Source organism: Bacillus sp. 05T22 (assembly GCF_056396765.1).
Genome location: NZ_JBFTMC010000255.1, coordinates 1 through 922, shown reverse-complemented (window position 1 = coordinate 922; position 922 = coordinate 1). Strand labels below are relative to the sequence as shown.

2 protein-coding genes are annotated in these 922 nt (G+C 31.2%); both read left to right on the top strand.

The window, feature by feature from the left end; translation table 11 throughout:
• A partial coding sequence (locus tag AC1DIT_RS28210) for a thiol-activated cytolysin C-terminal domain-containing protein (protein WP_476998611.1) occupies positions 1–174 on the top strand: 174 nt, incomplete at its 5' end.
• Between the two features lie 377 nt (positions 175–551).
• Positions 552–922: recombinase family protein (locus AC1DIT_RS28205; RefSeq protein ID WP_476998610.1), on the top strand; the 371-nt coding region annotated here is incomplete at its 3' end.

Here is a 922-nt window from a genome sequence, read left to right as displayed (position 1 = left end):
ATACCACTTCCGCCGAATTCAAAAAATGTAAAAGTCGTAGCAAGAGAATGTACAGGTCTTGCATGGGAATGGTGGAGAACAATTATTAATGAACAAAATGTTCCATTAACAAATGAAATGAAAGTTTCAATTGGAGGAACAACATTATACCCAAGTGCTAATATTAGTCATTAGGTAAAAGTGAAGCGCCCTGTAAACAGGGCGCTTTTTCAAATATATCATACTTCTCTATATAATTGTTGTAGCTATCACCTCTCAAAAATAAATATTTTCTGAACAATCGGATATTAATCAATTTTCGCTGTTTTTTTGCTGGAAACTTCCCCAAAAACTCACTCTAGAAACTATGTCCTAAAAATGTACGTTTTAGATTTCTTGTATGTAGTCTTAAGTGAGCCCTTCAACTCGTCTGTAAAAGTATACCTTTACAGATACATAGAATCATATAAAAACTCACGTCTATAAATGTCTATTTTAAACTTTACAGATATCTTTTTATTCTATATACCTTTACAGACATAGTTGTTATAATTATCAATGAGGTGTAGCATATGAAATATAAAATATTTGGATATGTACGAGTTTCGAGTAAAGATCAAAACGAAGAACGGCAAATTCAGAATATGAAGGATTTAGGGATAGAAGAACGAGATATTTTCATAGATAAAGAATCTGGAAAAAATATGGAGCGAGAGAATTATCAAATGCTAAAACGTCTTGTTCGTACAGGAGATACCATTGTGTTTGACTCTTTGACAAGACTTGGAAGAAACATGAATGATACATTAGAAGAATTTAGATATTACGAAAAACATAAAGTAAATTTACAATTTATAAAGGAACCATACATTAACGTCAATTACACTGGAGAAAGTACAAATGATGTTATTCAGAGCGCAATTCAAAAAGCAACACTGACAAT